The sequence below is a fragment of the Streptomyces sp. NPDC049577 genome, assembly GCF_040675635.1.
Classification (GTDB): domain Bacteria; phylum Actinomycetota; class Actinomycetes; order Streptomycetales; family Streptomycetaceae; genus Streptomyces.
In genome coordinates this window covers 1-5,595 of the sequence record NZ_JBFAPH010000388.1, presented here as the reverse complement: position 1 = coordinate 5,595, position 5,595 = coordinate 1, and the positions used below count along the sequence as shown (strand labels likewise).

Below are 5,595 nucleotides of genomic sequence, written 5' to 3'. Positions count from 1 at the left end.
GCTCCAGGAGCAGCGGGATGAGGTTCGCGGCGATCCTGCCGCGGCTGCCGGTGATCAGAACGGTCATGAGACGAGTCCCTTTCCAGGTCATGGACGGACACCGCGGCGCCCGAACTCGGACCGAACGAGGCTACAGCGGCCCGGCTTCCGGGCCGGCTTTCCGGCCCGGGAGGCAGGGCCGTGATCAGACGAGACGGTGACCACCGTCGACGTGCAACACGGTTCCATTGACGAATCCATTGCGCAGCACCGACAGGAACGCCTGGGCCATGTCATCGGCGGTGCCGATGCGCCGGGCCGGGAGGCGCCCCGCCAGATCGGCGAAGGCGGCCCGCTTGTCCATGCCGAGCCGGTCCCAGACGGGGGTGTCCACCCAGCCGGGCGAGACCACGTTCACCCGCACCGGGGCCAGTTCGAGCGCCAGGCCGGACGCCAGCGAGGCGAGCGCGCCGTTGGCCGCCGCGACGATCGTGTTCGAGCCGTTCGGCCGGTAGGCGTTGATCCCCGACGTGTAGGTGAGGGACCCGGTGACCCGCCCGGCCGCGTACTTGCCGACAAGCCAGGCACCGAGCAGTTTGACGTCCAGGACGCTTCGGGCCGCCGAGGCGGATATGTCCGCGCTCCGGCCGTACGCCCCCGTCACATCCGCCGCGGTGACCACCACATGCTCCACCGACCCCAGGTGGTCGAAGAGTTCGGCCACGTCCTCCTCCCTGCCGATGTCCGCACGCACCGTGCGGACCCTCCCGCCCGCCGCCGGTGCCAGCTCGGCCCGGGCCGCCGCGAGCCGGTCGGCGGACCGGCCGGCGATCGTCACATCCATCTGCTCGGCGAGCAGGGTCCTGGCCAGAGCCAGGCCCATTCCGGAGCCACCGCCGATGATCAGTGCGTCAGTCATGCTCCGAGCCTGCACCGCCGGCCCGGACGCAGGGAGGGCCGCGCTGATCCTAGGTGCGACACGGCCACCCGGAACACAACTGTCCGGTGGCACACTCGACGGCGTGAACGCCATGGCGGAATACCTGCGGGTCCGGCGCGGACGAATCGGCCCGGCCGACGTCGGGCTGCCCACCGGCCCGGGCATCCGGCGCGCCCCCGGGCTGCGCCGGGAGGAACTGGCCGCGCTGGCCGGGGTGAGCGTCGACTACTACACCCGCATCGAACAGGGCAGGGAGACGGCACCCAGCGACGCGGTCCTGGACGCGCTGGCCCGGGCCCTGCGCCTCACCGACGACGAGCACGCCCATCTGCTCGCCCTCGCCGACCGGGCCGCCGGGCGGTCACCGCGCCGCCGGCCCGCCGCCCCACGGCCGGTCGGCCCCGGGCTGCGGCTCCTGCTGGAATCGGTCCGGCCCGGTCCGGCGTACGTGCTCAACGAGACCAACGACGTACTGGCGGCCAACCCTGAGGGTCTCGCGCTGATGCCCGGTCTCGACGACTGGCCGCCCGGCCGGAGGAACACCATCCGCTACACGTTCCTGCACCCGGCCGCACGCACGGTCTTCGCCGACTGGCAGCGGGTGGCCCGCAACTGCGTCGCGCACCTGCGCACCGTCGAGCCGTCCGCCCCGGAGGCGACCGCCGCTCTCGTCGCCGAACTGTCCGCGGCCGACGAGCGGTTCGCCGCGTTGTGGGACCGGCACGAGGTCCTGGTCAAACGCGGCGGCGCCACCGCCTTCGACCACCCGCAGATCGGCCGCGTCACTCTCCCGAACGAGATCCTCACCACCCCCGACCACGGCAGCCGCCTGCTCCTCTACCAAGCCGCACCCGGCACCCCCGAACACGACGCGCTGGTACTGCTGTCCATGACGGCGGAAGGCGCGGTCGCGCCCCGGACGGACGGCCCATAGGGACGGGACAACTTCATGTCGGAGACACCCTGCCGTTGCCCGGATGTCCTTCCGCGCTGCTGATCTTTCCGGCGACAAGCCGATCAACGGAAAGGGCAGGGCCGATGGCCGCCGGAAAGTTCCGCATCGCCGTTCTCGCCACCCTCGCGGCGGTCGCACTGCCGACCGCCGCGCTGGGCACCGCCACCACCGCGCAGGCCGCCCGGGACTCGGGCCTGCCCAGCTACCAGACCTGGCAGAAGGACGTGAAGAAGGCCGTCGCGCCCACGATTCCGTGGCTGCGTGAGCGGGCCGGCGAGCACGGCGGCAGGCCGGCCATCGTGCTCGACATCGACAACACCGCACTGGAGACCCACTACCACCCGGGCCGGGCGAACGAGCCGGTCCTCGACGTGGCCCAGTGGGCGCACGAGCACCACGTGTCCGTCCTCTTCGTCACCGCCCGCACCTCCTCCTCGTCGGCCCGCAAGGAACTGCGGCAGGCCGGCTACCCGGTGGACGCCCTGTGCACCCGCGAGCACGGCGAGGACAAGGACGACGGCAAGGAGCGCTGCCGGAAGGAACTCACCGAGGACGGCTACACGATCACCGCCAACATAGGCAACCGCTCCACCGACTTCGAGGGCGGCTACTACGAGAAGGGCTTCAAGCTCCCCGACTACGGCGGCCGGCTCTCCTGAGCCCGCTGCCCAGGGGCCGCTTATGCCTCCTCGGTCCGGCGGCCCGTCGCGGAGGCGAAGCCCAGCCAGGTGTGCCGGTTGCCGGCCCAGCACCAGCCGACCTTGGGGGCGTTGCGGCGCTCGCGGCCGTCCCGCCCCGTGCCGTTGCTGATCCAGATCGCCGGAGTGCGGGAGTCCAGAGCGCCATTGGCCTTGCGCAGCCGGGAGCCGATGGTCATGAAGCAGTGGTTGCGCTCCAGCACGGCGGGCTGCTGCAGCACCCAGTGAATGCCCTCGGTGAGCAGCAAGGGGGTACGGGCTTCGGCTGCGAGGGCGGGCAGTGCCTCGTCGGGGCTCCAGTTGGCCATGTGGTCGCCGCGGTCGAGACCGCTGAGGACGTAGAGCGGGGCGCCGGGCAGCGCGACTGTGTCGAGCGGGGAGAAAAGGTCGACGTCGGGCATGTCGGTGACGACGAAGCCCGGCTTGCCGTCGCGGTGCAGCAGCGGGGCGAGGGCGGAGGCAGGGGCCCGGTCGGGGTGGACGGCGAGCAGGGTCCCGCCGCCGCCCGCGGTGGTCTCGGCGGTCTCGGCGAAGGCACGAACATCGGCGGCGGGCAGGCCGGCGAGCTTGTGCACTCCCAGTTCGATCAGCCGCTCGGCCTGCGCGCTCAGAGCAGGAAGCACAGCGGGGGCGGTGGCGGAGGTGGTTTCGGGCACGGTACTCCCAGGGGCAGCGACGTGGACGGGCCCCGGGACAACGAGCCGGCCTGCCGGAACATTCCCGCCGCCGCAGTTCACCCCGCCCCGCGTCGTGCGGTGGCGAGTGCGGTGTGATCGGTGTCGGGGAGCCAGTCCTGTCCGGGGGTGTACTCCAGCCAGCGGCGAGCGCGTCCGGCCTCCGTGAAGCTGCGGAGCAGGGTGTCGAGGAGCGGATGGTGGTGGGACTCGCGCCAGGTGAGCGACCAGGCGTAGAGCGGGGTCGGCGCGACGAGCGGAATCGAGCGCAGGCCCGTGTGGTCGGGCAGCGGCGCGTCGGCGGGCAGAAGCGTGAAGCATTCCGCATGGGTGCGCAGGTGCTGGGCGAGATGGTCGAGGCCGAGGTTGGGGCCGTCCTGACGCCGGGTGACGCCGAACGCGTCGGCGAAGCGCCGCAGGAAGTCCAGGCGGGACAGCTCCCCGGGACACCACAACGTCGCATCGCGCAGCTCGGCGGGGCGCAGTTGGCGTGCGCCGGCCAGCGGGTGGGAGGCGCTGACCACCGCGTCGACGGGCTCCAGACGTACGAGCCGCTGGGCGAGACCGGTGCCGTGACCGGCGGGCAGCGGGTGTACCCGGCCGAAACCGAGATCGGTGTCGCCACGCAGCAGTGACTCGGCGGCCGACGGCCAGTCACGCGCCGGGCCCGGCACCCAGCGCACCGCACCGAGGGCCTCCACCGCCTGGGCGACGGTGCGCATGGGCGTGTAGAGGTGGCCCCACACATCGATGCGTACGGCTTGGTCGGCGCCCAGCACCGCCGCGACGGCGCGTTCACCGGCCGCGATGGCCTCGCGGGCAGCCGGCTCGAACCGCTCGCCCGCCTCGGTCAGCCGCGTACCGCCCTCGCGCTCGAACAGCCGGACGGCGAGCAGGGACTCCAGACGGGCGATGCGTTTGGAGTGGGCCTGCTGGCTGGTGTTCAGCCGCTGGGCCGCGCGCCCGAAATGCAGCGTCTCGGCGGTCGTGACGAAGGCACGGACCAGTGCGAGGTCGAGGTCCATGCCGCTGACCATACGCCGACAACTCTCAGTTGTCGGCAGGGGGCCCGGGTTGTTGGCCCGGTCACTGCCGCACCCGGTGAGATGGTCTCAGTCATCGCGAAGGAGACAACACAGCCATGAAAGCGCTCATACCGACCGGGGATCCGGCTGAACCGGTCGTCCTCGCCGACGTTCCCGAGCCGGTGCCGCGCGCGAACGAAGCGCTGGTGAAGGTGGAGGCGTTCTCGGTCAACCGGGGCGAGACGTTCAAACTGGAGGCCCCGGTGCCGGGCGAGCGGCCGGGCAAGGACATCGCAGGGCTCGTGGTGCAGCCGGCCGCCGACGGCAGCGGGCCGGCCGGCATCGCGCGCGTCGTCGGGCACCCCATGTCGGGCGGCTGGGCGGAGTTCGCGGCCGTGCCCACCGACGCGCTCGCCGTGCTGCCGGACACCGTTTCCGCGATCCAGGGTGCCGCACTGCCGCTCGCCGGGCTCACCGCGCTGCGGCTGCTGCGCACGGCCGGGCCCGTGCTGGGCCGGCGCGTGCTGCTGACCGGCGCGTCAGGGGGAGTGGGGCACTATGTGACCGAACTCGCGGCCGCCGCCGGGGCGGAGGTCACCGCCGTGACCCGGGACGCCCACCGCGCGGCCCGGCTCGCCGAACTCGGCGCCGCCGAGATCGTCCACGACCCGGCCGACGCCCGCGGCCCCTACGACATCGTGCTGGAGTCGACCGGAGGCCAAGCCCTCCCCACAGCCCTCGCCCGGCTCGCGAAGCGCGGCACGCTCATCTGGTTCGGACAGGCCAGCCGCACCCCGGCGACGCTCGACTTCTTCGACTTCTTCACCGGACCCGAGTCGGCCGTCATCCGCCACTTCCACTACCTCGACGCCGACACCGGCCTCGACGACGACCTCGCGGCACTCGTCCGGCTCACCGCCGAAGGCCGCCTGCACCCCGAGATCGGCCGTACCGCCGACTGGGCCGGGACCGCGACCGTCCTCACCGACCTGCGAGACCGCCGCATCCGCGGCAAGGCCGTCCTCACCCTCTCCTGAAACCTTCCACCACCTGCAACCACCGTCCAGCGACCGGGAAAACCCCCGCAAGGAGATCTCAACCATGACCGCCACGACCAACCCCAAGGCCGTCGTCATCCGCTACATCGAAGCCGTCCGCGATGGCGACGCGGATGTCATTCACGCGAGCTTCGCCCAGGACGCGACCTGGCACTACCCCGGTGACCTGCCAGTGGTCGTAGAGGATCGCCACGTCGACGTCGGACGGCCGCAGCCCGCCGTCCCGCCACAGCTGCCGGGCGACGACGGCCATCTCGGGCAGTCCC

Annotated in this window: 7 protein-coding genes; 4 read left to right on the top strand and 3 right to left on the bottom strand. The window is 72.4% G+C overall.

Features of this window, described 5'->3' with window-relative positions:
* Positions 1-184 precede the first annotated feature (184 nt).
* Positions 185-898 (bottom strand): SDR family oxidoreductase, encoded by a 714-nt coding sequence (locus tag AB0K09_RS29130; RefSeq protein ID WP_366068403.1) that lies wholly within the window; start codon positions 896-898, stop codon positions 185-187.
* A gap of 112 nt (positions 899-1,010) precedes the next feature.
* Here AB0K09_RS29130 and AB0K09_RS29125 point away from each other — a divergent pair, with 112 nt between their 5' ends.
* The gene (locus AB0K09_RS29125; protein ID WP_366068404.1) at positions 1,011-1,853 is read left to right on the top strand and encodes a helix-turn-helix transcriptional regulator; all 843 of its coding nucleotides are present in this window, start codon (positions 1,011-1,013) and stop codon (positions 1,851-1,853) included.
* A gap of 104 nt (positions 1,854-1,957) precedes the next feature.
* Positions 1,958-2,533 (top strand): HAD family acid phosphatase, encoded by a 576-nt coding sequence (locus AB0K09_RS29120; protein WP_366068402.1) that lies wholly within the window; start codon positions 1,958-1,960, stop codon positions 2,531-2,533.
* Between the two features lie 20 nt (positions 2,534-2,553).
* Here the strand turns inward: AB0K09_RS29120 and AB0K09_RS29115 are convergent, their stop codons facing one another.
* Positions 2,554-3,228, bottom strand: coding sequence for a DUF5701 family protein (locus AB0K09_RS29115; RefSeq protein WP_366068401.1), 675 nt, complete (start codon positions 3,226-3,228; stop codon positions 2,554-2,556).
* 77 nt (positions 3,229-3,305) lie between these two features.
* Complete coding sequence (locus AB0K09_RS29110) at positions 3,306-4,271, bottom strand: LysR family transcriptional regulator (protein WP_366068400.1); 966 nt, start codon at positions 4,269-4,271, stop codon at positions 3,306-3,308.
* A gap of 116 nt (positions 4,272-4,387) precedes the next feature.
* On the opposite strand from AB0K09_RS29110, the gene AB0K09_RS29105 reads away from it, so the two are divergent.
* On the top strand, positions 4,388-5,308 hold the full coding sequence (locus AB0K09_RS29105; protein WP_366068399.1) for a zinc-binding dehydrogenase: 921 nt from the start codon (positions 4,388-4,390) through the stop codon (positions 5,306-5,308).
* Positions 5,309-5,372: 64 nt separating this feature from the next.
* The coding region (locus AB0K09_RS29100; RefSeq protein WP_366068405.1) for a nuclear transport factor 2 family protein at positions 5,373-5,595 on the top strand (223 nt) is incomplete at its 3' end.

Coding starts and splice junctions, on each gene's coding strand:
- AB0K09_RS29130 (WP_366068403.1), bottom strand. CDS start 898: ATGACTGACGCACTGATCATCGGCGGTGGCTCCGGAATGGGCCTGGCT.
- AB0K09_RS29125 (WP_366068404.1), top strand. CDS start 1,011: ATGGCGGAATACCTGCGGGTCCGGCGCGGACGAATCGGCCCGGCCGAC.
- AB0K09_RS29120 (WP_366068402.1), top strand. CDS start 1,958: ATGGCCGCCGGAAAGTTCCGCATCGCCGTTCTCGCCACCCTCGCGGCG.
- AB0K09_RS29110 (WP_366068400.1), bottom strand. CDS start 4,271: ATGGACCTCGACCTCGCACTGGTCCGTGCCTTCGTCACGACCGCCGAG.
- AB0K09_RS29105 (WP_366068399.1), top strand. CDS start 4,388: ATGAAAGCGCTCATACCGACCGGGGATCCGGCTGAACCGGTCGTCCTC.